General features: G+C 67.8%; 29 protein-coding genes and 1 tRNA gene. 9 read left to right on the forward strand and 21 right to left on the reverse strand.

The genetic code is table 11. The annotated features are described in order from the left end of the window. Positions 1–180 precede the first annotated feature (180 nt). Positions 181–1128, reverse strand: coding sequence for a complex I NDUFA9 subunit family protein (locus tag ACVFYP_RS22130; protein ID WP_499202380.1), 948 nt, complete (start codon positions 1126–1128; stop codon positions 181–183). Positions 1129–1278: 150 nt separating this feature from the next. Here ACVFYP_RS22130 and ACVFYP_RS22135 point away from each other — a divergent pair. From ACVFYP_RS22135 to ACVFYP_RS22145, 3 genes are all read left to right on the forward strand, one after another. Continuing rightward, positions 1279–1365: transfer RNA gene (locus ACVFYP_RS22135), tRNA-Leu, on the forward strand. Between the two features lie 262 nt (positions 1366–1627). Then, complete coding sequence (locus ACVFYP_RS22140; RefSeq protein ID WP_499202381.1) at positions 1628–1945, forward strand: hypothetical protein; 318 nt, start codon at positions 1628–1630, stop codon at positions 1943–1945. A 6-nt stretch (positions 1946–1951) separates the two neighbouring features. Beyond that, a complete protein-coding gene (locus ACVFYP_RS22145; RefSeq protein WP_499202382.1) occupies positions 1952–2179 on the forward strand; it encodes a hypothetical protein in 228 nt (75 codons plus the stop codon). 132 nt (positions 2180–2311) lie between these two features. Here the strand turns inward: ACVFYP_RS22145 and ACVFYP_RS22150 are convergent, their stop codons facing one another. Next, on the reverse strand, positions 2312–2719 hold the full coding sequence (locus tag ACVFYP_RS22150) for a hypothetical protein (protein ID WP_499202383.1): 408 nt from the start codon (positions 2717–2719) through the stop codon (positions 2312–2314). Positions 2720–3193: 474 nt separating this feature from the next. On the opposite strand from ACVFYP_RS22150, the gene ACVFYP_RS22155 reads away from it, so the two are divergent. From ACVFYP_RS22155 to ACVFYP_RS22180, 6 genes are all read left to right on the forward strand, one after another. After that, on the forward strand, positions 3194–3946 hold the full coding sequence (locus ACVFYP_RS22155) for an SOS response-associated peptidase (RefSeq protein ID WP_499202384.1): 753 nt from the start codon (positions 3194–3196) through the stop codon (positions 3944–3946). A 492-nt stretch (positions 3947–4438) separates the two neighbouring features. Beyond that, positions 4439–4960 (forward strand): hypothetical protein, encoded by a 522-nt coding sequence (locus ACVFYP_RS22160; RefSeq protein WP_499202385.1) that lies wholly within the window; start codon positions 4439–4441, stop codon positions 4958–4960. A gap of 592 nt (positions 4961–5552) precedes the next feature. After that, on the forward strand, positions 5553–5831 hold the full coding sequence (locus ACVFYP_RS22165; RefSeq protein WP_499202386.1) for a hypothetical protein: 279 nt from the start codon (positions 5553–5555) through the stop codon (positions 5829–5831). 55 nt (positions 5832–5886) lie between these two features. Continuing rightward, positions 5887–6786 carry a hypothetical protein gene (locus ACVFYP_RS22170; protein ID WP_499202387.1) on the forward strand — a complete coding sequence of 300 codons (900 nt, stop codon included), beginning with the start codon at positions 5887–5889 and terminating at the stop codon, positions 6784–6786. Positions 6787–7406: 620 nt separating this feature from the next. After that, entirely contained in the window at positions 7407–7796 is a 390-nt protein-coding gene (locus tag ACVFYP_RS22175) for a hypothetical protein (protein WP_499202388.1), read from the forward strand. Between the two features lie 35 nt (positions 7797–7831). Then, a complete protein-coding gene (locus ACVFYP_RS22180; RefSeq protein ID WP_499202389.1) occupies positions 7832–9121 on the forward strand; it encodes a M48 family metallopeptidase in 1290 nt (429 codons plus the stop codon). Positions 9122–9302: 181 nt separating this feature from the next. Here the strand turns inward: ACVFYP_RS22180 and ACVFYP_RS22185 are convergent, their stop codons facing one another. The 19 genes from ACVFYP_RS22185 to ACVFYP_RS22275 all read right to left on the reverse strand — a co-directional run bounded on the left by ACVFYP_RS22185 (position 9303) and on the right by ACVFYP_RS22275 (position 24830). Then, positions 9303–10067: an N-acetylmuramoyl-L-alanine amidase gene (locus ACVFYP_RS22185; protein ID WP_499202390.1), complete on the reverse strand. Its 765-nt coding sequence runs from the start codon at positions 10065–10067 to the stop codon at positions 9303–9305. Then, a complete protein-coding gene (locus tag ACVFYP_RS22190; protein WP_499202391.1) occupies positions 10064–10459 on the reverse strand; it encodes a hypothetical protein in 396 nt (131 codons plus the stop codon). The genes ACVFYP_RS22185 and ACVFYP_RS22190 overlap by 4 nt, the downstream gene beginning before the upstream one ends. Positions 10460–10505: 46 nt before the next feature. Beyond that, entirely contained in the window at positions 10506–10943 is a 438-nt protein-coding gene (locus ACVFYP_RS22195) for a hypothetical protein (RefSeq protein WP_499202392.1), read from the reverse strand. Beyond that, positions 10940–11503 (reverse strand): hypothetical protein, encoded by a 564-nt coding sequence (locus ACVFYP_RS22200; RefSeq protein WP_499202393.1) that lies wholly within the window; start codon positions 11501–11503, stop codon positions 10940–10942. The genes ACVFYP_RS22195 and ACVFYP_RS22200 overlap by 4 nt, the downstream gene beginning before the upstream one ends. A gap of 17 nt (positions 11504–11520) precedes the next feature. Continuing rightward, entirely contained in the window at positions 11521–12282 is a 762-nt protein-coding gene (locus ACVFYP_RS22205; protein ID WP_499202394.1) for a hypothetical protein, read from the reverse strand. Between the two features lie 13 nt (positions 12283–12295). Beyond that, positions 12296–14284, reverse strand: coding sequence for an SGNH/GDSL hydrolase family protein (locus ACVFYP_RS22210; RefSeq protein WP_499202395.1), 1989 nt, complete (start codon positions 14282–14284; stop codon positions 12296–12298). Further along, positions 14281–14703 (reverse strand): hypothetical protein, encoded by a 423-nt coding sequence (locus ACVFYP_RS22215; RefSeq protein WP_499202396.1) that lies wholly within the window; start codon positions 14701–14703, stop codon positions 14281–14283. The genes ACVFYP_RS22210 and ACVFYP_RS22215 overlap by 4 nt, the downstream gene beginning before the upstream one ends. 43 nt (positions 14704–14746) lie before the next feature. Beyond that, entirely contained in the window at positions 14747–14932 is a 186-nt protein-coding gene (locus ACVFYP_RS22220) for a hypothetical protein (RefSeq protein WP_499202397.1), read from the reverse strand. Then, a complete protein-coding gene (locus tag ACVFYP_RS22225) occupies positions 14932–15786 on the reverse strand; it encodes a glycine-rich domain-containing protein (RefSeq protein WP_499202398.1) in 855 nt (284 codons plus the stop codon). Before ACVFYP_RS22225 ends, ACVFYP_RS22220 begins: the two co-directional genes overlap by 1 nt. 3 nt (positions 15787–15789) lie before the next feature. Next, positions 15790–16392 carry a YmfQ family protein gene (locus ACVFYP_RS22230; protein ID WP_499202399.1) on the reverse strand — a complete coding sequence of 201 codons (603 nt, stop codon included), beginning with the start codon at positions 16390–16392 and terminating at the stop codon, positions 15790–15792. Beyond that, positions 16389–17444: a baseplate J/gp47 family protein gene (locus tag ACVFYP_RS22235; RefSeq protein ID WP_499202400.1), complete on the reverse strand. Its 1056-nt coding sequence runs from the start codon at positions 17442–17444 to the stop codon at positions 16389–16391. Before ACVFYP_RS22235 ends, ACVFYP_RS22230 begins: the two co-directional genes overlap by 4 nt. After that, a complete protein-coding gene (locus ACVFYP_RS22240; RefSeq protein ID WP_499202401.1) occupies positions 17444–17914 on the reverse strand; it encodes a phage GP46 family protein in 471 nt (156 codons plus the stop codon). Before ACVFYP_RS22240 ends, ACVFYP_RS22235 begins: the two co-directional genes overlap by 1 nt. 3 nt (positions 17915–17917) lie before the next feature. Then, a complete protein-coding gene (locus ACVFYP_RS22245; RefSeq protein WP_499202402.1) occupies positions 17918–18382 on the reverse strand; it encodes a phage baseplate assembly protein domain-containing protein in 465 nt (154 codons plus the stop codon). Then, on the reverse strand, positions 18379–19491 hold the full coding sequence (locus ACVFYP_RS22250) for a phage baseplate assembly protein (protein ID WP_499202403.1): 1113 nt from the start codon (positions 19489–19491) through the stop codon (positions 18379–18381). The genes ACVFYP_RS22245 and ACVFYP_RS22250 overlap by 4 nt, the downstream gene beginning before the upstream one ends. Beyond that, positions 19488–20753, reverse strand: a complete 1266-nt coding sequence (locus tag ACVFYP_RS22255; RefSeq protein WP_499202404.1) for a DNA circularization N-terminal domain-containing protein — start codon at positions 20751–20753, stop codon at positions 19488–19490. Before ACVFYP_RS22255 ends, ACVFYP_RS22250 begins: the two co-directional genes overlap by 4 nt. Then, the gene (locus ACVFYP_RS22260; protein ID WP_499202405.1) at positions 20750–22420 is read right to left on the reverse strand and encodes a phage tail tape measure protein; all 1671 of its coding nucleotides are present in this window, start codon (positions 22418–22420) and stop codon (positions 20750–20752) included. The genes ACVFYP_RS22255 and ACVFYP_RS22260 overlap by 4 nt, the downstream gene beginning before the upstream one ends. A 218-nt stretch (positions 22421–22638) precedes the next feature. After that, a complete protein-coding gene (locus ACVFYP_RS22265; RefSeq protein ID WP_499202406.1) occupies positions 22639–22977 on the reverse strand; it encodes a phage tail assembly protein in 339 nt (112 codons plus the stop codon). A 2-nt stretch (positions 22978–22979) separates the two neighbouring features. After that, positions 22980–23342, reverse strand: a complete 363-nt coding sequence (locus ACVFYP_RS22270) for a phage tail tube protein (RefSeq protein ID WP_499202407.1) — start codon at positions 23340–23342, stop codon at positions 22980–22982. Between the two features lie 12 nt (positions 23343–23354). Then, entirely contained in the window at positions 23355–24830 is a 1476-nt protein-coding gene (locus ACVFYP_RS22275; protein WP_499202408.1) for a phage tail sheath subtilisin-like domain-containing protein, read from the reverse strand. Positions 24831–24840: the final 10 nt, after the last annotated feature.

Below are 24840 nucleotides of genomic sequence, written 5' to 3' on the forward strand. Positions count from 1 at the left end.
GCTCCTGAGGTCGCGCGCCGTCCGGCGGCGGCGCGGGGAGAGCCTCCTACACCAGCATCGCAACGGATGCGAGTCCGTTTTGCACCATAAGGACAGCAATACTGTCCCATTTTCGCGTTTTTCTTAACGCACCCTATCGCGGGTCGATGAGGCAGGACAGAAAAACGTCCGATCCGGCCCTCATGCCGCCGCGAGGTCGCGGCGGCCACCGCCCGGTCGGAAGCGGCGCAGATATGCAGGCACCACCGCTTCCACCGATTTCGGCGTGATCCCCAGCGCCGCCAGCCCTGGCGCGCCCTCGGCCACCACATTGTCCTTGGCCAGCAACAGAAGCTGGTCGCGGGTCAGGGCCGGGTTGGGCAGCTTCTCCAGCACCGAGGCCTGAAGCCGCATCAGCCCCATCGGCATATCGACCAGGCGGCGATGGCGGTGGGTGGTGTCCAGGATGAAGCGCAGCACCTCCCGCATCGTCATCACGCGCGGCCCGCCCAGCTCATAGGTCTGGCCCAGCGCGGCATCCGTGGTCAGCGCGGCCATCACCGCATCGGCCACATCGCCGACGAAGACCGGCTGGAAGCGGCTGTCGCCCGAGACCACCGGCATGAAGGGCAGCATCTGTGCCATTCCGGCGAAGCGGTTGAAGAACTGGTCCTCCGGCCCGAAGACCAGGGAGGGGCGCAGGATGGTCGCGTTCGGGAAGGCCGCGCGCACGCCCACCTCCCCCGCCGCCTTGCTGCGGGCGTAGCGGCTTTCGCTGCCGGCATCGGCCCCGATGGCGGAAAGATGCACCATCCGGCGCACGCCGGCCTTGGCGGCGGCGGCGGCGATCAGGCCGGGGGCCTCGCCCTGGATGCGGTCGAAATCGCCGTGCAAGATGCCGACCAGATTGATGACCACATCCGCGCCCTGTACCGCACGGGACAGCGCCGCGGGGTCGGTGACGGAAACCTGCAAGGGCACGATCTGCCCGACCCGCCCCTGGGTGGTCAGGAAGCGCGTCGCGGCCGGGTGGCGCGTGGCCACCCGCACGCCATAGCCCTGCGCCGCCAGGCGCTGCACCACATAGCGTCCGATGAAGCCGGCGCCGCCGAACACCGTCGCCACCTTGCGATCCTGCCCCACCTGCATCACCCGCGCTCCATATCCATGCCGGCCTTCTATACGCCGCCGGCAGGGTCCAGACCAAGCGACACGACATTGCAAGAAACCGCATGACCCCCGCTTGACGGCCCCGAGGCTCGCCCGTAAATCCCGCCCCACGTCGGAAGACGCCCCTTTGCCCAGGTGGCGGAATTGGTAGACGCGCTGGCTTCAGGTGCCAGTGACCGCAAGGTCGTGAAGGTTCGAGTCCTTTCCTGGGCACCACCCGCCATTGAAATCACTTAAGAAAATGCCCCTTTGGGGCAATCTTGGTGCAATCGGCTCCTGAAATTCACGATTCAGCTGAAGCACTCATTGGCGGTGCGGCACATGTGCCGCGCTGTGCCGACCGTTTGCCACAAGCTGCTTGTTCTCATCCTGTTCACGGTGGCAGGGTGCGGTCATGCGCCGCAGCCGGTATCGCCCTGTCCCACCCTCCCCGCCTGGCCCCCTCGCCCCTGGCGAGGTCCCCGGCGAGAGCCACGTCATGCCGATCAGCACCTGGCCGATCGAGATGGTCCGGGCCGTGGCGGTCGCCTACCGCAATGCGGAGGGCAAGGGCCTGGACAACCTGGATTGCTCCGCCGCCGCGATCGAGGCCTACGTCACCCATGGCGGAGATCCCGCCGTCGCCGGCCGCGACATCTTCCGGATCCTCCGCGCCGTGGCCCACCGGCATGGCGAGTGGCTGCGGGCGCCGGCCCGGCGATGGAGCGACCGTGCGGACCGGTACTGGCGATCGCAGGGCATCTGGCCGCCTCCGCTGGACCGCAGCAAATGGCCACCCATCCCCGACGACGCATGACGCCCGGTGGCCAGCAGCACGAACCGACTCGACGGCAGCCCCTCGCCCGTCTCGCCCCTGTGGCACTGCGCCGATGCCGTGCTGACGCTGGTCTGCGCCTGCGGCCGGACGGAGCGCCATCGGCCGCGCGAGCTGTTCGCCGGGCAGGACCCGCACGCCAAGCTTTACGAGCTGGTCGCCCGGCTCCGCTGTCGCGCCTGCGGCACCAGGCCGCGCGCCACCGATGTCCGCTAGAAGCGGGCAGGTTGATGTTCGCTCACGGCACGAGCTCCCATCTGAAACAGCAGACGGACGAGACGCGCCACTGTGACGAGATGACCTTCCGCCGACGCCAGCGCAAGTGGAGAGGTACAAAGGGCCGCTCCGCTAAAACTGAGCCACCTCGATCGCCGGGATCTCGGTGAATCCGGCTGCACAGGACGCATAGAAGCGGTGGTAGCCGTTGTAGACGGTCCACGCAGCACCACTGTTGCCCCCGCACCCCTCGGGAATCGCTAACACTTCGATCGGCGGCAGCGGTGTATTGGTGGCGAAGCCCTTCAGCACATCTACAAACCGCGCCCGGTCTAGCCCACGGAAGTCAAGCGGCGCGCCAAGGCCGCGGATTGGCGGCCGGATCGTGCTCAGCGGCAGAAACGTTGTTGTCCGCCGGTGCTCGTCCGGCTTCGGCAGATAGGCTGTCCGGGGCGACGCAAACTCATTCATCGCGGCCGAATCCCACCACTCGTCGGGGATCTCGAAACAAAGAGGATTGTGTGGCAGACGAAAGATCATCACGCCCGCGCCGCCGTATTCTGCTCAGGCATTGGCCGCTTCCTTCTGGCAAATGGCGAGCACCGCCGCCTTGCACCGGTCTTCCTGATTGCGAGGCAGATGCCCCCATCCCACGCCAGTCAGCACGCCCCAGGCCTCCGACCACCAGAGGCCGCCGCGCTCCGCCAGCCGCGCAAGGGACTGGCCGTGATTGCGCTGGGCCTGCGCCTCATGCGGGGCGATGACGCGCCGGGGAAGTAGGCCCGCTGGACGCTGACGGAGGAAGGCCGGGCCGCGCTGGCACCGATCCCAGTTCCCGTTTGAACACCAAACCCCCGAAACGCAAAGAGCCCCGCCCGGCACATGGCCGAGCGGGGCTCTTGTTTTAGCCAGGCGGAGGCCGGCCGGTCAGCCGGCGACCATTCTGCCATCAGGACGTAGCGGCGTTTCCCAGACACAAAGAACCGCGAGGCGCCGAAAACACGAAGCCGGCGCTTGCGGCCCGCGCTTCACCAGGCACCATGCCCCGCGGGGGAAGGAGCGATCGCCATGTGCAACCTCTACTCGATGACCTCCAGCCAGCAGGGGATCCGCGATCAGGCCCGGGACTGGCGGCAGGCGGAGCAGGGCTGGCTGGATCTGGCCGGCAACCTGCCGCCCATGCCTGGCATCTTCCCGGACTACCCCGCCCCGATCGTCCGCCGCGAAGGCGATGGCCTGGCGCTGGCGATGGCGCGATGGGGCATGCCGTCGCCGGCGTTCGCCATCAAAGGCAAGGCCACCGACCCGGGCGTGACCAATGTCCGCAACACCACCTCGCCCCACTGGCGGCGCTGGCTGGGGCCGGAATCGAGGTGCCTGGTGCCCCTGACCTCTTTTTCGGAACCGGAGTTGCAGCCGGACGGCCGGCGCCCGCCGACCTGGTTTGCACTGGGCGAGGACCGGCCGCTGGCGTGGTTCGCCGGCATCTGGGTGCGAGGATGGACCTCCACCCGGAAGGTCAAGGAAGGGCCGGTCACCGCCGACCTGTTCGCCTTCCTGACCACGGAACCGAACGCCGAGGTCGGGGCCATCCACCCCAAGGCGATGCCGGTGATCCTGACGGAGCCGGCGGAGTGCGAAACCTGGCTGGACGCCCCCTGGGATGTCGCGAAGACCCTGCAACGCCCATTGCCGGACGGCGCGCTTCTGGTGGTCGCGCGAGGGGAGAAGCGCGATCCGGCCGGTCCCGCAGCTAGCCTTCTGTAGGCGCGAGGGCTGTCAAAAATGGGCAGCGCCAATAGCGCAGGACGGCCACATACGGATCAGCGCCTATCTGCAAGAGGCGGAACGAACTTATTTGAAGGTTAGCTGCGCCGGCACGACTGGACGCCAGAGGGTGCGACGGCTGTCCGTCCATGCCGCGCTGCTGATTCTGGGAAACGATCCGCAGTACAGCGTCGGTGTAGTTAGCGCGCCGCCTGGTTCGCTCGCTATGCGGCGGGCGACATGCGCAGGTGATCGTGAACGCCGACCCTTGGCTACGGGACCTGATCGATCGCGCTGAACCTTTGCCGGCTCCGGCGGCGGACCTGGGTCATCCAACGGCGGCGGAACCTAGCGAAGGTGGGACGACGCCTATAGGCGATCCATCCGCTACCCGAAATGGAAGTATTGGCAACGGCCGGGTACGGGGGTCAAGATAGGCTCCTAAAATCCGGCCGCCCGATGGTAAGGTAGCCCTTTATAGGGGGGACAAGAATGCGCCGGACGATAGTCGGCTTAACGCTCATCGGCCTTTTGCCGACCTCGGTCGAGGCGCAAGCCCCGCGGCAGATGTACGTGCAAACGGACGCCGCAGAAATGATGCCCGGCCCGGCTGCAACGACCCGTGTTAACAGGGTCTATCGCCAGCAGGCAGTCACCGTTTTCGAGGTTCGGAACGGATGGGGGCGAGTAACCGAGCCTGGCTACACGCAGCGCTGGATTGAGATGCGATTGCTCGGGCCAGCAAGGCCAGCCGACATGCCCGTGGTGCAGTCACCACTGATTTTCTCGGATGCTCGGATTGAAAGCGGAGCTGTAGCGACCCGCCCGGGCGGCGCACTCAGTGCGCGTGATATCGAGATGCTTTGGCGAGCTGCCCGCCGAGCCTTAGATACCGGCTGCGGGAAAATCATCAACAGTGATCGGAGCGTGTCGCGACGCGACACCTATTACATCGCATGCAGCGGAGAGCCGCGTAACCGCTTCTACACGGTCAGCCAACTTACCCGAAATTAGGAGAGCGCTCCGGACCCGGGTGGACCGACTAGCAGCCGATCGACCTCGCCGAGGCGGTTCTGCCGAACGTGTTGTGCGAAAAGAGCAAGGCGGCTCTGGGCCGCAGGTGACCTGTTCGACAGTTGTCGGAAGCTGACGGAGAGCTCGGGCGGTTCTGCAAAAAGTAACAAGGTAGAGTTCAAAGAATGACGTCGCCCAAGGCATGATCAGCTAACAAGGCCAGATGCCAACTTCGCAACATGGACGAAGCGTCGCGAACAGGGTGAAAGTAGGGTGCGATCCGTCAAGCAAAGCGAGTCCAATACCCGCGCATGACGAAGATGGGGAGCGAAACGCCCCCTAACTTGCGACAAATTGACGGGCGCGGGCGACGCGTGCGCTACTTTTTTCACAGGAGCGAGTATTATTTGGCCTCGCCCCCCCCCCAAGCGTCATCTTCATCATGCCTAGGATCATGTTGATACGACCCCGAAAGGCATTGCACCGACTCCGCGCGAAAAGTAACCTTGTTGTCCTTTGGAGAGCCGACGCATGCGCGCTAGATGCCGTGCCAAGCAACCCCATTTATGGCATCTTTATCGGAGAACCTTTAATGGCGAATTTCATCGTTACTTACGACCTCAACGGTCCAAACCCGTCGCATGCTCAGATGGATAAGCATCTGGAGAAGCTAGGCGGAGCACGCGGGCGACTTCTAGAATCCGTTTGGTATGTTGCTTACACGGGCACGGCCGGGCAACTGCGTGATTATATCAAATCGATATTAGGAAAAGAAGATCTCTTGCTCGTTGTGGAAGCAAAAAATGCGGCGTGGACGAGTATCCTCGTGACGCCAACCTCGCTCATCAATGAGTGGAGCAAGAATATATGACCGCGACCCCGTGTTCTGATTGAATGAAGCACGAAAAAAAATCAAGAGATTGCACATGAGCTCTAAAACAAGCTTTCGCGCCGCCGTTGAAACCGACCGGAAACGCATAATTCTCTCGATCTCGGAGCGACCAAAAAGTTTCGACTTACAGCTAGGCTTGCATCCCGCAGCGCTTCTAGCAGATGCCGGCGTGCCGCTTTTCGTCTCAGAAAACACTTCAAACGAGCACGGCAAAACTGTTAAGAACCAATATTACTCAATTCACGCCTCGCCAAATAGCCCCCACCACAATTTCATCAAACACACCTTAGTTTACGGAGACAACGAAGAAATAATTACGCGCCACAAAACAAGCGCAATAAAATCAAAGAAAGCCTTCGCTCATGTATATTCTAGGCGCTTTACCGATCTAGCTTCCACGGCCTACGACTTTAAGAACAGCAGCGGCACCACTCTGCTTCTAGATAAATTCGACGCGACAACTTTTAACCTGGTACTTTCGGTATTCGTCGGCGATCGATCGCTTGAATTCTCCGGAACAGCTTCAGAAGCAAATATTCGCCAACACAAAACGCATCTATTCACTGTTGTTCTCGTTTGGTCCTATCTGAGTTTTCCTTCAAGCGCCTCAGGTGAGTTTGCCCATCGCCTTATACCGACTGATCAGGACCTGGACCACTTGCCAGAAGCCATAGAGCTTTTTCGGCCCCTCGAGGCTGGCCTCACGCCGATCGAGTGCATAAAGGCTCATCGAAGAGATCGCCGGCAATTTTTGGACAATTTGAAGCGCGAGTGGCTACTAGCCGTACCAAATGAGCCATCGCTGGCTAAATATTTTGGCGCCGTAGAGCCGTTTCGGATCGGCCGCAAGGGAACGGCGCAATGGCGAGACTATGTCTTGCGGTTAGCGGCGTTGGAGCTACCGCAAGGACCCACTAGTCCGATCTTACGCTAGGCGCCGAACCATCACCGGATCAGCGCCGATGGCACCGCAATGCGCTTGCCATGACGCTACCCGAATGGCGTGCCCCAGATTCGCGCCCGACAGATGTCTATGTGCATGAAGAGTGGGCTGGATCCAGGGTAGTAACCGAAGCCAACAAAATCATGCCGGCCCGCGGCGGGTACGGCCACAGGTGCATCCGGCCTGGTCTGATCGCGACCGCGCCGACCTCGCCATCCTGGTCCACCGCGACGGGCGGCGCACCAGGCGGCGGCACCTTCGAGGCACGGAGCGCGATCCTGATCTATTCGAGATCAATGCCTGACCTTGCCGGTGCAACCCTGGCTCGATGTTGAGCGTCGCTGAGATTCAGCGGCTCGCAAGCCGACGACGGCAAGAGAACTGCGTCCAGATCACACGCGACGGTGCCTGCCTCTCACTCAGACGGCGGCCACCGACCGGGCAAACGCGACGCGGGCCTCATCCAGGCGCCACAACCGTTGCATATGCAGCCGAATCGCCGATACGCTGACCGTTCGATGAACGGAACGGCCGGCCATCCGGGAAATCTCGGGCGAGGTGATCCGTGCTGGGCATCGACCGCCCCGGACACCTCGTAAAGAGCACGCGCCATGAACAAGCTGTCTGCCAAATCGCTGACCGAGGATGTTCTGGCGCGATCAGCCCCGGAAGAGGTTTTCCTCGTCGAATCCTACGACCCGGAGACAGCAAACAGCGGATCTACCTCGACCGGACCTGCCGGCTTTGGCGCGGCTGAAGCCATCACACTGCTGTTGCCCTTCGTTTATTCGTTCTTCAACAAGTTTGTCGAAGCCGCAGGGACGGAGGCTGGAAAGAAAGGCTTTGCGTTCGTCTTCGAGTGGCTCCGGGCCAATTCCGACAAGGATCAAGCGGCTGCACGTGAACAGATCAAGGAGACCCTCGCCGCTTCCGGCCTCCCGGCCGCAGCCCTTGATAGCACCGCCGATTCCATCATGGAAACATTGAGAAAGGCAGGCTGAGTGGCATTCACCTGCACACAGCATTGGCGCAGGCCGTGCTGACCTCTGCGAACGGCCCGCGGCCCTTGGCAGAGGGCGCATCGACGCTCCCGGAGACTGGCGCGCCGAAGATGCAGCCAGCGCTCAACTACTCGCGGATGGCTCGACTTGAGTGGTATCAGGTCATCATTTTCAGTTTTGCCACGCCATTCGCTGAGCCAATTTTTTTTCTTTTTACCGATTACCCTGCATTGTTTTTTGTTAGCTTAATAAGACACAGCATTCCATTTTTGGTCTCAATGGGTTTGTTCTATTTTATTTGCGGCTTTCTCGTAGCGGCCTCGCTTAGCTGGTATCGTGTTATCCGGTCGGGCGTGAAGGCGAAGCCGATTCCAGGAAAGCTATGTATCAGCATCTGGCAATCGTTGAGGGACCACAAGCAGCTCGACTCCGGTGTCACGATCGACCATCTGCGAATGAATCCATCGGACCTGCTCATGGGTGCGCATGTGCGCGGCGTGCTGAAACCAAAAATCGTGCTCAGCGGCGGACTTATCATCGGCCTGATGCGCGGAGACCGAAAAGCCTTTGCAGTTCTGGCCCATGAGATGGGCCACATCCGGCACCTCGATCTCCTCATTCCTGGCTACATTGGCGTCGCACTCACCGACATAGTTGGGCTTCCTGCGCGTCTCATCCTGATGATGGAGCCGGATTATACCGGTCTCGAGATCGCGGGCATGGCGACGGTGCTTTTTCTCTATAAGATATTGATCTTGGGAGTGCTACTTTCCCTGCTCTCACGTCGGCGAGAATTCTATGCTGACGCTATGGCGATTCAAGTCACCAGGGACCCAGAAGCCTATATTTCGTTGCTTTCATCCTTGTCGGGGCGGGAAAAGACCCGGTGGTCCTTCTTTCATCCCTCTCTCGAAAAAAGAATTGCGGAAGTCAATAACGGATTCAGATCCATCCGATACGCCTTATCTTGGCGACTCTATCTTCTCGTTGCTACGGCGACGAGCGGCGCGCTTCATCTGGATCAACTCTCTTACGGTGACCCCGATTCTTTTGAGGCGACGCACATCTATACCTTCATCGCCGGCTGCCTCCTTCTGGTGCTGGATCTGTTCCGTTTTGCGGTGTTACGGACACCCTTGCAACCCGATTTGGAACAGCAGCGCCGTCGTTCCGCATTTCACTATGCCCTATTCCGCTACGGCTTTCTTTTACTCGGATTTGTCGGTGCTACGGTGATTGGCGCCGTCATAGAGGTGCCCGGCGCCATACCAGTTATGGGAGCTGTCGTGTATGCGATCTTCGCGGCCATGAAGCCAGAGAGTTGAGCCAATACCTGGCTTGAGGAATTCACCAGCTGATCGGGACGGTGACTTGCTGGTATCGTAAGGTCGCGCGTTGGTTGGTGAGGGCGCGCGGTCGCGATGCCGATGCTGGACGTCGGCTTGGCGGTGCGCTTGGCGACACGTGGATCAGCGATGCAGGCTGCCAGCCGCTCCGCAGGCCGCGCTAGATAGAGCGGAGAAATGCCCGGAACCGCGCCATCGGGAAGGCCGGCCCCGGATCCAGCTTTCGGCCGGGCGAGATGTCGTCGTGCCCGACCACTTCCTTGATCGCCGGATAGGCGGCGAGGATGGCGCGGGTCAGATCCTCCACCGCGCGGAGCTGTGCCTCGGGATAGGCCTCCCACGCCCTCACCGGCCCGCCATGCTTGTGCGCGGCGACCACCACCTGGTTGTCCGGCAGCGATCGGCTCAGGCCCGCCCGGGTCCAGCCATCGGCCCCCTTCCGGTCCAGCCAGCCGAGGTTGGCGATCTCGATGCCGATCGAGCGGGGGTTGAGGCCCTCATACTTGCCCCAGGCGGAATCGCCGGCATGGCTGGCCTGGCGGTTGCAGGGCACGGTCTGGATGATGGTGCCGTCCCGATCGACGAAGAAATGCGCCGACAGGCCCCGGTTCGCGATGGCCGTCACCGAATCCCTCGCCAGGAAACCGGCGGTGTAGTGCATCACCAGGAAGAGCGGCACGATGGCCCCGCCGACATGCGGGGAGGCGATGTAGGTGGCGCCGCGCAGGCGATCGTCTTGGATCATCAGGCCGGCCGCCGGCGGCGCGGGACGCGGCGCATCCCCAACCACCGCGACGGGGATGGGCGGGGGCGCGCTGGGCGCCTCCGCCGGGCGAGGCTGCGGCGCCACGACCACGGCCGGCGCTGCGGGCGCCGAGGACCGGCCCAGGCCAAGCAAGGCGAGGATGCTGGCGATGAAGTTCATTGCCGCCCCACCCCCGCCAGGTCGTGGATCTGCCCGAGCAAGGGCGGCGGGAGGGCGGCCGGCGCGGCCACCAGCAAACGCCCGGCCTCGCCACCGATCCGACTCGCGGCATCGCGGGCACTGGCGCCGAGGGTTGCGGCATTGGCGCGGTAGGCGGACAGGAAGGTATCCGCCTCCGCCAAGGCTTCCTGCCGCACGAGCTGGTCGAGAGGCGCGGTCGGGTCACGCTCCCGCGCCGCCATCACCCGCACCACCACGCGCCCGGCCGCCGCGGCGGTGCCGGCCGCCCACTGGGCCAGGGCGGAGTTGCGATTGTACCGCCGCAGCCAGAGGCCAACCATCGGCAGCAGGCCAGCCGAGATCAGCCCCAGTATCAGGGATATCCAGTCCATCATCGTCTCCTTTCGGATTGCCGCCTCGACCCGGGCGGCGAGGGATTCACCGGGTCGGGCGCGTCGGCGCCTGCGGACCCAGCGGGGCATCCCGCCGGGCCAGCCCGTTGACCTCTGCCCGCGTCTCCGTCAGGGCGTCGCTGATCCGGCCGATGCGCGTATCCAGCGCGATCGCCCGGCTGTCCTGCGCCTCGATCCGCCGCTCAGCCTGGGTGAGGCGGGCGTTGATGTCGGGCAGGTTCTGGATGGCGAGCTGCATGGCCGCGAACCCGGCCTGCATATCGGCCCGCTGCTGCGCCAGGCCGGCCGTCAGGGTCTGTTCCAGGCGGGTCAGGTCGCGCGCCGTGGTGGCGCCATCGTGCTGCCCGCGCGCGAAGAAGAATATGGCGGCGACCGCGACAACGGCCATCTGCAAAAGGCCGTTCAGGCTGACCTCCGGATTCCATCGGACGCCCACGCGGGCGGGGGGCTGATCGTCGCTCACGGCGCGACAATCCGGGGCTTGGCCGCATGCCGGAGGGCGATGCTCTCCGAATTGGCCAACACGTGGCGCAGGTCGTCTTCGCCGGCTGCGGCCATATCCACGCCGGTCGCCGAGGCGAGCGCAGCCAGGGCGAGCATCACCTGGCCGATCTCCAGCTTGATGGGATCGGCTTGCTTGCTCGCCACGTATTCGACCATCTGCATCATCTCGCCGGCACTCAGGCCGGGCGTGCCATCCGGGTCCGGTGATTGCGCGGCCTCAAGCGCCTCCTCCAAAAACCGCAGACGACGCTCGCGCGTGTTGCCGGCGAGAGCCTCGCCGAGACAGGCCACCACGGCCGCGGTGGCGCGTGCCTGGAATGGGGCGATGCCAAGCGCCTCCCGCGCCTGATCCCGAAACAATGACCAGCGGGGCACCGCGACCATTGCGATCGGGCCGCCCGGCTCCGTCGACCGAAGGGGCGCCTCGCTATCCGGGTCGTGCCCGGCCGCAAGGCACAGCTCGCGCGCCTTGCCTTCGATCTCGCTGCGGCTTGGGGCCGCGTGCTTGTCGCCCGTCATGGATGCTTGCTCCACTGCTACTTCACCACCACGGCGCGCTCCGCCATCAGGTCGATCGCGCGGGCGTACAGCGCCACCAGCTCATCCGCCGACTTCGGATGAGGAAAGTAGCAGGCCGCCGCGGCATTGATCGGCGAGGCGAAGCTGCCGCTCGCGTAATAGGCATTGCCCACTGCGATCCGGCCCGAGCCCGAACTCACCGGCCTGCCGCCAGGCACCAAGGTGGTCACGGGATCATTGCCGCCGATGTACTGGATGGCGTATCGCGCCTCCGTATCCTCGGACGACAGGCTTTCCGACAGGGCGATGAACCCATAGTCGCCGGCCGCGATCTCGGCAGGCCAGTTCTGCGTCAGGATCGACCCGCCGACATTCGACCGAAGCTGCGCCGAGGACGAAGACAGCACGTGCAGCGAGCTGCCGGTGGCGTCGCCGTTGCGCAGCGCGCCTCCATAGATGGCATTGGCCGTGGTGATCCGCTTGACCACCAGGCACAGCGTCTGTTCCAGGCTGTCCTCCCACGGCGTCAGCAGCGCATTGCCGGCGCCGGATGCCGTGGTGATCGACGTGGCGCCATAGGTCGGCGCCGTGCCCTGCAGGCTCAGGGCCGCGACGTGATAGTTGTCGACCAGCGATTGCGCGTCGGGGCCGAACAGCCAGTGGCCGTCGGCATCCTCCTCCAACGCCTGCCCGAAGACCGGCTTGGCGCCAGCCAGGGAGACGACTGGCAAGTCGTTCCGCGCGATGCGGAACGGCATGCGGACAAACGGTGATGTCATCGGCGAATCTCCCTTACGGCGCGAGGCAGGCGACCGCGGCGGCCACCATCAAAAACTGCTGGCGGCGCGCGACGGTGACGGGGTGGCGGTAGTCCGTGATGGTCATGGACTGGATGCCGGTGTCCGCATTCGCGCTGCCAAAGCTGGCGGTCCAACCGGCTTCCTGGGACTGGTGCGCCCCGGCCGAGACGAGATGCACCAGCGAATCCGTCGCCCGCTTGTGGCGCACCACGCGCACCACGGCCTGCTGGCCGGCGCGATAGGCGTCGATCCAGGCCGCGTCGGAATCCGTGGTGCGCGGGATCGCCGAGTACCACAGGATGATGTTGGCGCTGGGTGCCGCCCCCCGGATGCTGTCGATCATGCGGGACAGGCCGATATAGGCCTGATCCGCACCGGCCGCGCTGGCCTCCGTCACATCATTGACCCACAGGTTGATGATGACGATGTCCGGCGTCGCGATCGAGAAACGCGAGAGGTAGAAACCGAAGTCGAATACGTAGCCGTTGAAGACGATGGACGGGTCATCGCCCCCGGTGGCCGCCCGGATGAAGACCTGCGCGCGGCGGCGGGAGGTTTTCGACAGGCCGAGATAGGTGGCCTCCCCGCCCGGCGCGATCACCTGGTTGACGTCCGATTCCTCCGGCGTCGCGTAGAGCATGTCGCCATAGGCGGCCCAGCCCTCGCGGCACTCGCCGAGCGGGCCGTCCTCATTCAGCGTGTCGGTCTGGTCGAAGCCGGTGCCGTTGATCGTGCCCAGCCAGGTCGGGGTGAAACCCCATTCGGTCAGGTGCTGGTTGACGTGGGCGGCGCCCGCGCGGTTGCTGATGCTGTCGCCGATCATCAGGATCTTGGGCGAGGACGTGCCGACGATCGGCACCGTGCGCTTGCTGACCGACAGGGCGATGCGCTGGCGCGTGATGCTGGCGCTGCGGCGGATCACCAGATCGGCGGCACTGCCCAGCCGGTCCACCGGGATATCCAACTGGCCGGTCCCGGTCAGCACCAGCGGCGCGGCCGGGAAATCCGGCTGGCTGGACAGCGTGCAGATCGCCTCCGTCCCGTCGCCGCGATCGGGGAACAGGTTGGCGATGTAGAGCGGCAGGACCTGGCCCGTCACGCCGAACAACTGCGGGCCGTAGATCGGCGCGATGTTGCGGGTGGCGCTGTTGCCGGTCGGGAATGCGCCGACCAGCTCCTCCGCCACCATGTCGAAGCCGAGCAGGACATTGCCGGCTCGGTCGGTGAACAGGGGAATGATGGTCCCCGCGCCGCTCCAGATCGAAAAGCCCGTGCCGCTGCGGGCCTGGCGGGCGATCAGGTCACGCACCGCCTGCACGTCGCCCTTGACGCGGCCGGTCGTCGGATCGATGCCGAGCAGCAGCCCGCCCAAAGCATCCACCGCCATCACGCCATCGAGGGCGCCGGAGGTGTACAGGCCGGCGCCACGCTGGCGGGACAGCAGCAGCTTGGTATCGGTCTGCACCTGGCGCCGATCCAGCACCGGCAGCCACACACCCTCAAAGGTATAGCCGGCCGTGCCGGCGCCCTCGACGCCCGCCGGGCGGATGGTCCACCAGCGGTAGGCGTCCCAGTCGGTGTAGCGCAGGTACAGCCGCGTATCGACGCCGGTCGTCGGCAGGGCGGCCACGATCTCGATGCCGCCGCCGGTGATGGCCGCGGTGACAGAAAGCGACGACAGGGCCGCCGCGGCAGCCGATGCGCTGGCATCGGTGGCGGCTTGGTTCGCTTCCTCCAAAGGCGGCGCGATGGCTTCCAGCGCGGCTTCGGCCCCGACCTCGCGCGCGACCGGCTCCGCCGCTACGCGCGCCGCGACCTCCGCCGCATCGACCGACGCATCACGAATCGCGCTCGTCGGCGTCTTCTTGACCTCGCCGGTACCAGGCACACCGCCGTAGATTTCGAGGTCCAGCGGATCGTCCGCCAGCGGCAGGTCCGCGGTGGACTGCACGCGCACATAGTTGCTGTCGGTCTCGCTCATGCCAGCGGCCCTCCGATGGCCATACCGTTGGGCAGAATCAGGAAGGTGCCGTTCGGCGTGACCACCGGGGTGGCCGGCACGGCATCCAGCGCGACGGCGCCGGCGCGCATTTCGAAGCGCCGCTCGACCACGCGCAGGACGGGCGAGGTGATGACGCAGCGCGCGACGAAATAGCCGGTCGGCGCGACGGCCAGCCGGCCGCGGGCGACGCCGCCGGCATCTGCGACGCAGCCTTCCTGGCGCATCTCCACGCCATCGGGCGCGACCCAGGACAGATCGGCGATGGCACCAGGCAGGGCGGCGCCGTCCTGATCCTGGATCGTCGCCTCGATCGCGATGGCCGTGCCCTGCAAGGCACGCGGCAACAGGTGATCGCTGCCGGCCACGCGCAGCGTGACCCGCACATCGGTGACAGGCATGGCATCTCCGGATTGTGTGAGGGGCGCAGCGATGCGCCAGGTATCAGGGGGCGGTGAAGCCGGCCTCTTCGGTCCACAGCCAATGCTGCGCGACCGTCTCGTGCAGCTCGGCCGGCACCGGCACGCACTGCGCCACGATGTCGGGGTGGAACATGGCGGAGATCTCCGCCCCGTCCGGGACCTCGATCAGCTCGAAAACCTCGCCGGCGACGATGCGGGCGTAGAGCATCACGCGAACTCCCATACGATCACGCGCCCCACCGCGCCGTTGCCGCCGGTCAGGGTCGCGCTGTTTTCCTGCCCGAAGCTGCCGGCGCCGCCGGAGCCCGGCGTCTGCGCGTTGCCGCCGGTCAGGTTGGCGCTGGCGCCGACGCCGCCGGAGCCGAAATGCGAAGAACCGCCCGCCCCCGCGAAGGCCACCTGGCCGGTGCTGAACCCGAAGGTGGGGCCGCCCAGGCCGCCCACCGCGCCGACGACATTGGCGCCGGAGGGCAGGCCGCTGGTGTTGCCATTGCCGCCGCTGGCGCTGCCCGCCTCCGCCGCGCCGGGCCCGCCACCAGGGCCGCCAGGGCAGGACAGCAGCGCCCCGAAGCTGGTGGTGCCGCCATTGCCGCCGCTGGCGCCCGTGCCGCCCGTGCCGCCGGCGCCGATCGTCACCGTCACGCCGGAGAAGCTGGATGTGTAGCGCCCCTTGCCATAGGCGCCGGCATTGCCGGGCAGCGCCGCGGCGCAGTTGCCGGAGCCGGAGATCACCGCCCCGCCGCCGCCGCCGCCGCCACCCACCGCTTCAACCACCACGGATGCGGTGCCGGCGCTGGGCGTGTAGGTGCCGGATGCGCTGAACACCTGAACGCCGATCAGGCGACCGGGCTTGTAGAGGTTCGCAAGATTGTCGCGCACCTGGGTCACGGAGGATTTGTCCGGCGTGCCGCCGCCCGCGACGATGATGGCGCGCAACTCCTCAACGACCTGGTGGAAGGCCCAGGGCGTGAGGATGGTGGCGTTGTTCGGGTAGCCCGGCGTCGCGTGCGAATCCACGGCCGGCGGCGATGCGCCCGCGGTGGGGTGATGGATGCGATCCATGCGTCAGCTCCCGTATTCGAATTCGAGGGTGGTGTGCGCGGGCTTCAGCCGGTTCAGCACGCATTCCAGCGCGGCGTTGCTGGCCCGCTGGAACGGCTCGCCGAAGGCCGATTCGCCAAAGCGGAAGAAGATCGTGGTCACCTCCGGCGCCACGACGCGCCAGCGGAAGGCGGCTTCCAGATCCAGCAGCGGATCCCCGAAGGCGGAGTAGCCCAGCCGGAAAGGCCGGAATTCCTGGATGGTGATGGTGAAGCCCAGCGCCGCGGCGACGGCGATGAAGTAGGCGCGAGACTGGCCGCCGCTGCTGGCGATGCGGGCCAGCAGCGCGGCGCGCCGCTCCTGGATCGTCTGCCCCTCACCCACGCAGACATCCGGCAGGCCATAGGCCCGTTCCCAGGCGGTCAGCAGTTCCAGCGTACGGGCCGGGTCAGTCTCGACCTCGGACAGGTCGCCGGCGCGGGCATGCAGCCGGGCGAAGGCGCTGGCCAGGCCATCCAGCGCCTGGGTCATCACGCTGTCCGGCTCACGTGGCCAGGCGAGGCCGCGCGGCAGCAGCGCCTGCAGGGCCGCCAGGAAATCCGCCTGGCCGAGCTGCGCCGCCGTCATGCGAAGGTCACCGTGCCGGGGATGGCGATGACGCCGGCGGCGTGGGTGACGTCGCCGGAGGGGACCGTCATGGTGTGGAAGGCCTCCCCGGCCGCGCGGCTGACGGCTTCCACGAGTCGGGACTTGCGGATGGTGCCGCCCGGTTCCGCGTCCCGCGCGATCTGCGCCGCCAGTTGCGCGACGATGGCCGCCCGCACGGCGGCGGTATCGGGCGACAGGCCGGTGATGGTGATGGCCAGCGGCGCGGCCACGGGGGCGAAGACCAGGGCATCGGCGGTGACGGGGCGCAGCACGTCGATCACGGACTGCACCGCCGCCACGTCGCCGGACAGCGGGATGATGTCCGTGCGCCCGTCCATGACGAAGGCGATGTCCACCGTGCCGGCGCCGCGGTTGAGCGGGTAGGCCCAGGCGCGGGTGACGCCCGAGACGGTCAAGGCCCAGGCCACGTAGTCCGAGGCCGCGCCGCCCTGCGGCGGGGTCGCCAGGCGGGCGCGGAGCCTTTCCCGCAGCTCCGCGTCGGCTTCCTCCGCCGCGCCGCCCGCGAGGCCGCCAGCGGCCACCACGGCCACGCCGATGATGCCGGGGATGGCGAGGCCCAAGGCGAGTTCCGCGCCGGCGCCGACATTGCCGGCGATGCCGTCGGCCTCCGCCAGCACGGCGACCGTGGCGGCGGAGGCGACCAGGGTGGCATCGGCCTGGGTCAGATAGGCGACGCCATCGCTGCGCAGCAGGCGGGTGCCGGCGGGCACGGTGCCGGCGCTGCCGGACAGCGTGACATTGCCGCCGGCGAAGCTGGCCGGCTTGCGCACCAGGCCCACGATGCGGCACCAGCGATCGAGGTATTCGGCCTCCGCCGTGTCGGGGATCGTCTGGCCGGCGATGAAATCGAGGTAGCCGTATTGCTGGTGCAGCAGGGCGGCCTGGGCATCGGACAGCACGCCGAGGATGGAGCGCGGCAGGGTGGGATCGAAGCCGGCCAGCAGCGCCGCGATTTCGGCGCGCCCTTGCTGGCGCAGGGCGGAGAGGGTGGGGCGCGGGAAGGTCGCCATCAGGTGCGGCTCCACAGGAATTCGAAGCGCGGATCGGCCGGGCTCTGTTCGGTCTGGCGGCGGATGGTGACCACCAGGCGGAGCTGGTCGCCGCGATCGCCGTCGTAGCTGGCGCTGGCTTCGACGGCCGCCGCCGCCTGGCTTGTCACCATCCAGGCGAGGGCTTCCTCGGCGGAGGCCTCCGCCTGCTGGCGGGTGGCTTCGCTGGCCTTTTCGCGGGCCAGCAGCCAGAGGCGGGACCCGATGGGGTCTTCGGCCTGCCCTTCGATCGGCAGGTCGCCCCACCAGCCTCGGCGGTCATCGGTGCCATCGGGCAGCACGTCATCCGCCGCCGCCGTGCGGTCCGTGAACAGGCTGACGATGACGGCGCTGCGCAGCCCGGCCTCCGTCGCCAGGTCGCCGCCCAGCACGGACCAATCCACCGCCTGCAACCCATCGGGGCCGGCGGTGATCGAAAGCGCGATGTCCATGGATTACTCCGCGAAAACCTTGGTCGCGCTGGACGCGACGGTGCCGGCGCCGGTGGGGTCGCCATCGAGGGCGACCCGCTTGGTCGCCCCGGCGCCGAGCAGGACCTCCGGCGCGTCAATCACCACGCGGATCGTGCTGGTCAGGGTGAGCGGCACGGTGGCCGTCACCTCCATGGCGCCGGCCCGGAAGACCACCTGGCCGCCCGGGCCGGCGACGCCGGTTTCGCCGGGGCCGAGATCCAGCACGCGCAGCGCGGTGTCATCGGCCAGCAGCGCCACCAGGTGGCCGCGCCGGCCGCCGATCTCCATCACCAGCACATCGGCGCCGATCCGCGGCAGGGCGGTCAGGCCGGTGGGCTGCATCAACTCCACCCGGCTGACCGTCTCCCCGGATTGCAGGGCCAGGTCCAACAGGGTGCGGCCGCCCCGCACGCGGGCAGCGGTGACGGTGCCGCGCGTGCTGCTCATTGGATGGGCACCACATCGGCCCAGCCGCCACCGCCCCCGTCACGGCCGGCGCGAGGCTGCGCCAGCGGTTCCGGGGTCAGGGCCTCCGGCGGCACCAGCCGGAAATCCGTGGTGCGGCCGGCGGAGGACATCGTGAAGGTGACGCTTTCCACCAGCAGATCCCGTTCCACCTGCAACCGCGCGGCGCGCACCGGCACCAGTTCATTGACTTGCCACAGCCGGCCATCCGGTTGCCGCCAGCCGGGCACCCGCACACGGGCGGACAGCGCGCGGGCGCGGGCCGTGGTGGCGGCCCAGACGGCGCGCGCCCGGGCATCGGCCGCGGTGCCATCGGATTCCGCCCGAATCACCCGCAGGCGGTTGCGCGGCACATCCGGGTCCCGCGCGCTGGCCGTGATGGCCGGCTGCGCACCGCCCTGCGGCAACTCCTCCTCATCCTCCAATTCCACCTGGCGGGCGGCGGCGGAGGGGCTTTGCGACAGCACGATGTAATCGCGAAACCGCTTGGCCCCATTGAGGTCGACGGACATGGAGATGATGTTGTCGCCGAGCACCAGGGCGCCGGAGGCACGGCGGGTGCTGGCGCGGGTCAGCACCAGCCGGCCTTGCACATCGTCCGTCGCCAGCAGGCCGCGCATGCGGCACAGGCGTTCGATGATGTCCCAGCAGGTGTCCGTGCGGTCGAAGCGCTCCAAGGCGAAGGCCTCGCCGCTCGGTGCGTCCTCCACCACGTCGATCCCGTAGCCGGCGCCGAGCGCGCGGCAGATGGCCGGCAGGGTGGAGCGGCGGAATTCCGTGCCGTCGACGCGGGGCATGCAGTCCACCAGGTCCGCCGTGCGCGACCGGCCGGAGACGTTGGCGGCGGCGGCGCGGTGATCGATGCTCATATCCACCGCATCCACCGCGCCGGTCAGCACCAGGTCATCGCCCAGCCGCAGCGCCACCGCGTCGAATTCACGGATGGGCCAGGTGGGGGTCAGGCCTTCCCAGGCCGGCGCGACCTCCAACCGGAATTGCGCGGCGGCCTGGTCCAGGGACCGGGTGACGGCGATCGATGTCCAGTCCTGGTACAGCCGGTCGCGCAGCAGCAGGGTGGGGATGTCATTCACGGCCGCAACCTCCATCCCTCGCGCGGCATGAAGGCCGGGTGGCGCGCCACGTTCTGGGCCAGCAGTTCATCCGCCCGGGCGCCGTCGGCATGCAGCCGCTGCGCCAGGGCCAGCACCGGCAGGCTGCCCGGCAGGGCGTAGGGCGCGCGCTGCGGCAGGCGGGCGGCGCGGGCCACCAGATCCTGCTGCGCGCCCGCGGCCAGCGCCCGGAAGCCGGCGGCCAGGGCATCGTCGCCCCGGTCCGCCGCCGCATTGGCCCGCGCCGCCAGCACCAGCAGCAGGGCATCGCGCGCCGCCAGCACCTGCGATGCGGAGGCCCAATTGGCTTCCGCCGTCGCCTGCGCCGCCGCCACCGCCGCGGCATCCCGCGCCAGATCCGCGATGGCCTGCACATCCGCGCCATCCGGCCGCGCCGGGGTGGCGGCCTGCGCCAGCAGCAGGGTGGCCAGCAGGCCGGGGTCCGGGGCCTCCGGCCGGCTGCGGGCGACCACCTGCGCCACCCCTTGCCCTTCCGGAATGGTGGGGTCCACCGCCGTGACCGGCGCCTCGGCCAGGGCCAGGAACGGCGCGGTGACGGCGGCGGCGGTCAGGTCCGCATCCTCGCCATCGGCCGCCGACAGATCGGCCAGGGCCGTGCGCAGCGGCGCGAGGTTCAGGCCGGACAGGCCCAGCCATTCCTCCGCCAGGCTGGACGCCAGGCCGCTGGCGAAGCTGCCGGCGGCGGCGCTCAGGAAGGAACCGAGATCGCCATTGGCGGCGCGGTACAGGGCATAGCCCCGGCGGGCCACGGCCAGCACCGCGCCCACCTGGCGCAGCGTCTGCCGCAGCCCATCCAGCGGCGCCACCTTGGCCTTCGGCGGAGGCTCCGCCACGAAGGTCATCTGCAAGGTGCAGAAGCCGCCTTCCTTCATATTCTCGGAATAGCGGATGGCCTCGCACCAGGCGCGGCGGCTGGGCAGGGTGGGCAGCACCAGCGTGCCCGGCGTGTCGCCTTCGGTGCAGGCCTTGATGATGGCGTCGCGTTCCGCGACGTAATCGCCCCCGATCACATAGCCGGTGACGGAGAAGCGCGGCAGTTGGCCGCCCATGTCTTCCACGACGTGCTGGTCGCGCAGCGGCAGCAGGTGGATGCCGAGGCTGCGGCCGCCATCGCCCGCCTGTTCCACCACCTTGAAGCCCACGCCGCGAAAGCTGGCGGCGCGGAATCGGGAGGTGGTGAGGCCGAGGGCGGATTCGATGCCGAGGCCGAGAAAGCCGCTCATTGCGCCGGAACCCCCAGGACCGCGTAGCCGACATCCAGTTGCGGCCGCCCCACATCGCCGCGGCCATCGGCTTCCACGCGGGCGCCGCGCGGCAGGTCATCGAAGCGGACGCGGACATCCACCTGGCCGCGCGCCGGGACGGCGCCCGGGGCGGATTGCAGGCGCAGCGGGCCACCCAAAGCCGGCTGCCCATCCGGCCCCAGCAGCGGCCCCAGCGGCAGGCGTTGCAGGTTGCCGAGCGGCGTGCCCGGGCGGATGCGCAGCGGGTTGGGCGGGTCCTCCGGCTCCACCGCCGGGCCATCGTAGAAGCCGTTCAGGCGACCGCGCTGGCCGAAGTTGTTCCGCTGTTCCTGCTGCATCTCCGGCGGGCGCGCGACCCCCGCGCCTTGCAGCCTGCGCAGGCCATCGATGATGCGATCCACCAGATCGGCGAAGGGCTTCCACGCGTCGTAGAGCAACTTGCCCAGCAGGGCGAGCGCGGCCAGTGCGGCGATGACGGCCCCGGCCGGGGAGAAGACCAGGGCGCTGACACCCAGCGCCGTCAGGGACACGGCCAGGGATGCCAGGGCGGAGACAACCGGCAGAAGCGCCAGCCCGGCCATGATGGCCAGCACGCTTTGCAGGCCGCCGAGGGCTTCGGTGATCGCTGCCGCGGTTTCCGCCCAGCGGCCAAGCCTTTCGACCAGGGCGCCGATATCCCAGTTGGCGATGGCGGTACCGATGCGCTCCGCCCATTCGGCGACGCGGGTGGCGATCAGCTCCCGGTTGTTGGAAATCCAGGTGGCGAGGCGATCCAGCAGCGGGATCATCACCGGCGCGAGGCGCGAGGCCAAAGCGAAGCGGACGCCGCCGATCGCGGTGCTGACGCGATCCAGCGAATCGCCCATCTCCGCCTGCGCCTGCACCGCGTCGTTTCCGACCGTGCCGTGCAGCCGTTCCCATTCCGCCATCTGTTCGCGCAGCGCGTCGGACCCGCCGCGCAGCACGTTGATCAGCGGGCCGCCGGCGCGGCCGAACAGCGCCATGGCCATGCGCGTGCGGGTGGCGGCATTGGTGTTGCGGGCGAAGCCATCGGCGAGCTGCGGCATGATGTCCGCCGCGGTGCGCAGCCGGCCATTGCTGTCCCGCAGGGAGATGCCGAGGCGGCGGAACAGCGCCGCGAGGTTGTCGTTGTTGCCGGCGGCGGCCTCCGCCAGGCCGCGCTGCAACCGTTCCAGCGAAGACCCCAGGGCCTCGGCCGGCACGCCGGCCAGTTGCGCCGCGTATTGCAGGCCGGACAGGGCATTGGCGGAAATGCCGAGGCGGTTGGCCAGGTCATCCAGCGCGCCGGTCTGGTCGATGGTCGCGCGGACCATCGCCAGAAGCCCGCCGGCCGAAAGCCCCGCCGCCGCGCCCAGCCCGATGATGCCGAAGCCCACGCCGCGCACGGCGCCGGCCAGGCCGGCCATGCGGCGGCCGACCAGGGCCGCTGATTCCCCCACCTGGTTCAGCACCGGGCTGGCTTCCCGCAGCGCCGCGAAGCGTTCCTGGATGCTGCGCAGCGGCTGCGCCACGCCGGCCGTGAAGCGGGCGAGGCCGGCGATGTTGCGCTGAATGCCGCGCAGCGGGCCCGCGGTGCGATCCAGCACCGTGATGATCGCCTGGAAGCGGCGGTTGACGACGGCCATGAAGGCGCCTCCGGCTCAGCGCGACGGCGCCTCGGCTTGCGCGATGCGCTCAGCCTGGCGGCGGTACAGCAGCATTTCGGGGATGGTGAGGGACATGACGTGTTCGATGTCGCGCCAGAAGCGGGCGAGATCGAAGAAGGCGTCGAGGACCTGTTCCGGTTTTTGCCAGCGGTCGCCTGGCTGGCGGTAGCCGTAGGCGGCGCTTTCCGCCTGCGGCGTCAGTGGCCTTCGTGGTGCCCCAGGGGCATCGCCGGCTTCGGCGCCGCCGCCGGCGTCGTCGTCGCCTCCTCCGCCGTGATAAAACCCAGCACCTCCTGCGCCGCCGCGTTCCAGTCGCCGGCGGTGAGCTGGTCGATCGAGGAGGACAGCAGGCCGGAGAGCTTGCCGATCATGCGGTGCATGGCCGCGGCCTCGATGATGATCTCGCTGTCCTGGGTCAGCTTGTAGGGCACGCCGCAGGTGCGGAGATCCTTGCCGGTGGGCAGGCGCAGGGTGAGCGCGGTGACCTGCTCGCCTTGGTCCTGGATCGGCTTGGACAGGGGGATGGTCTTCGACACCGTCAGATCTCCGTCATGTTGCGGCCGTGGAAGGTCGCGCTGTACGTGCCCTCCGCCGCGTTGAAGGCCAGCTCGCCGGACTGGAACGCCTCGCTCAGGACGAAGACGGTGCCATCGGTGCATTCGGCCGTGACCGTGCTGTCCGTGATGCTGGACAGCGTCGCCAGCGAGATCTCCGGCCCCTTGGTGAAGCTGGCCTCGATGCTCGGCATCATCGGGGTTTCCTTGAAGCCGTGCGGGCCATCCATGCCCATCATCGGCTCGCGCACCACGGTGCCGAAGTTGATCGTCAACCCGCCCTGCAGGGCGAGCTGGATGCCGTCCACCTTGACGTAGGCGGTGCCGGCTTTGCGAAGCAGGGCCATCCGGGTCGCTCCTTACAGGCGGAATTGCACGAGCACGGCCAGCACGCGCAGGCCGTTGATCAGGTCGGGCGCGTAGAGCACGTCCAGCCGGCTGCGGTCGGTGGCGTTGCGCTGGACGATGGTCGCGGCGGCGAAGCCCCGCGTGTTCTCGACCAGCCCTTCGGCTTCCATCGCCGCGTACTGTGCCACCAGTTCCGCCTTGAAGGTCGCGGGCGTGACCACCGGCTGGCCCGGGCCGAAGCGCGTGCCGTCATCGGCCAGCTTGCTGCGGGCGAATTTCTGGGTGACCGCGGTGCGCAGCCGGCGGATCACCGCCATCAGGGTGAACAGGGTTTCCACATCCAGGAAGGACTGGTCCGCCTGGCCGAAGGTGTTGAGGCGGTAGCGGGTGACCAGGCGCTGGATGCTGGCCGCGCCATCGGCGCCGAAGGACAGCGTGGCGATGCCGGTGGTCAGCAGCGACTGGCGCTGGGACAGCGTGTGCCGGCTGCCGAGCGGCGGCGCCAGCAGCCCCTGGATGGCCACCGTCTGCAAGGGCCGGGCCGGGTCCGCCTTCAGCGCCACGGCGGCGGCGCCCATGGCGCCGGCGGCGACCTCCGCCGGCCAGGACGGGCTGCCGGTCAGGCCGATGATGGTGGTGTGCGGATCGTTGCCGGCGGCGCCGAGGGTCAGCAGGTTCGCGACGGAATCGCTCGCGGCGCCGAAGACGTGGCCGTAGATCTGCTGGGCGTAGCTCCATCGGCCGGTGCTGCCGTTCATCAGCGCGGTCATGGCGGCGAGCGGGCCGGAGGCGGTGATGGGCTGGGCGATGAAGTCGAATTCCTCATCCCCGATCGCGGCGGCCACCGTGGTCAGGTCCGGGTCCGTGGCGCCGGAGGCCATGGCCGTGATGGTCAGGGTGATGCCCGCCGGCAGCGCCTCCCCACCCAAGGTCCCGCGGTAGCTGTGGCGGATGTCGATGCTGTTGCCCAGCGTGCCCTTGTTCTTCGCCGTGAGGGTGACGGTGGAGGAGGCGACGCCCGCCGTGACCGGCAGGTTGGTCGCGGCATCCACGGCCGCCTCGATCGCCGTGGCGACGGCGGTGCTGGCATCGCCGGAGGCCACCGGCACATTCACAAGCTGGCCGCCGATGTAGAGCGCAATGGTGCCGGCGGCGGTCGCGGGGCCGGCGACCACGATGGTGCCGGTGGCCGCGGTGCTGGAACCGCCATCCTGCATCGGCAGGATCCACACCTCCCCCACCGGATCGTTGGCGCGGTAGGCGGCCATCATCCGGGCGAGCACGGAACCGGCGCCGGCGAAGGCCGCCACTTCCTCCGCCGAGCTGACGTAGCGCAGCGCGGCCGCGACGCTGGTCGTGGCCTGGCCGATCAGCAGCGCGCGCTGCGGCACCTGGCTGGGGCCGGCCCGGCTGTTGTCGATCTCCGCATGGAACAGCGGCACCCGCAGGTTTTGCGGGATGGTCGAGAAGCTGATGGAACCGCTCATGTGCGGCGGA

Source organism: Roseomonas sp. F4, from assembly GCF_053891155.1.